Below are 1,553 nucleotides of genomic sequence, written 5' to 3'. Positions count from 1 at the left end.
GGCGAAGGCCGCCCGTACCGAATTGAAGCGCGCGCAGTCGGAAGCCGACGTGCGCTGCTTTTAGAGCCTGCTCCCTCCGCAAGCCGGATGGAGTTCCATCCTTTGCCTGGACATGATCCTCCCGAAATGAGCTTCACTTCGGGGATCGAGCTGGCAAGCATCCGGCATTACGGCGCAAGAGGGATACTTTAGAGACCTGCTGTCTCCAGGGGCCACTGATTGCGGAATGTTTTGCCATCCGTGTCGGTCGCTTCCACCTGGATTTCGCCGTTGCCATGCACGGTGAAATCGAACCGGAAATTGGGGTCTTCCGAAATCGATATTCCACCTTCCATGGAGAGGATCGGCCGGCCGGCTTGCGAGATCGACAGTTTCTGAACAAAATGCGCCGGTATGAAATACTGGGTCAGCGGATCCCGCTGCAGGCCCGAATTGTTAGGGTGCCGGATCATCAACTGCAGTTCCTCAGTCTTGGTCATCGTCTCTTTGGGCGGGAACTGGCGCAGCTTCATCTGACCCATCGTCGCGTTGGCCTCGTCCTGGTTCTTGACCGCAGGGGCGGAGCATCCGCCTGATGCCTTGACGAAGGTCTGCATCATATGGAGCTGGCCGCTCTGCGTCTCAGCGATGGCACGCAGATAGGAATAGTCGTTGACGCGCACGCGCGTCGACAGATGCGTCACGCCGGCATCCTTGCCGAGCTGGAACGTTGCCGCCACCGGTGCAGGGTTGGCATCGATGATCAAGGTAACGGATTTGATGCCGTCCGGCGCCTTGGCTGGATCGAGATAGATGTCCACGGGCACGATGGCGGCATCCTGCGCCCGCTTCGGCGCTTCGATCCTGACGACGCCGGTATCGACCAGAATTGCCCGATCGCCGAACACGTCGCCCTTCAAGTCATGCCAGATTCTGTCCGAGGACGCGGTTGTTTGCTGTGCGCTGGCGGTTCCGGAGGAACCGAGCAGCGTGCCGATGGCCAAGATGATCGCGACAAAAACGGATGCGAGCGGCAAAGCGAGCTGCCGGCTCGAGTAAGGGTGATTTTGCATTTCGATGCCTCCACCAATGCAGAGAGGTGGTGCCCAGGCTGGCGTTGAGGATAAGCCTTTGGCGACGCCTTGGCAAATCGCCGTGCCTTACAGCTGCTGGACGCATGTCGGCATCGTCTATTCCCACTCGAGTTCGGCAAATGCGGCCGTTGCGTTGCGCTGGTTGTAGTCGTCGAACAGGTGCCAATTATCCCGTTCGGTTTCGCCAGCGGTTTTGACTGCTTCGCGCAGCGGCGTTCCGTCGGCGATCGCCTTTCGGATATCGCGCGCCAGAATCTCGAAATAGCGTCGCTCCCCCGCCAGCGCCTGTGGCCAGTCGGCCGTTACAGGACCATGACCTGGAACGACGCGCGTGGCGTCGATCGCGGTGAGCGCATCCATCTGGCGGAGCCATCCAAGCAGTGATCCGTCGAGCGTCGGCAAGGAGCCCATGAACACGAGATCGCCGGCAAAAAGCGTTCTGGTCGCGGTATCGAATACGGTCAGGTCGTTGTCGGTGTG

At 60.0% G+C, this 1,553-nt stretch carries 1 protein-coding gene and 1 pseudogene; both read right to left on the bottom strand.

Annotated features, from left to right (window positions below):
* Positions 1 to 188: 188 nt before the first annotated feature.
* Positions 189 to 1,052 (bottom strand): quinoprotein dehydrogenase-associated SoxYZ-like carrier, encoded by an 864-nt coding sequence (locus tag EN939_RS33620; protein ID WP_127269859.1) that lies wholly within the window; start codon positions 1,050 to 1,052, stop codon positions 189 to 191.
* A gap of 117 nt (positions 1,053 to 1,169) precedes the next feature.
* Positions 1,170 to 1,553, bottom strand: a pseudogene (locus EN939_RS33615) (quinoprotein relay system zinc metallohydrolase 2); the annotation flags it as partial.

Origin of the sequence: Mesorhizobium sp. M7A.F.Ca.CA.002.05.1.1 (genome assembly GCF_003998335.1) — a bacterium.
In the GTDB taxonomy this organism is placed as follows: Bacteria; Pseudomonadota; Alphaproteobacteria; order Rhizobiales; family Rhizobiaceae; genus Mesorhizobium.
Note: the sequence above shows the minus strand (reverse complement) of the source record. Positions and strands in the feature narration are given on the sequence as shown.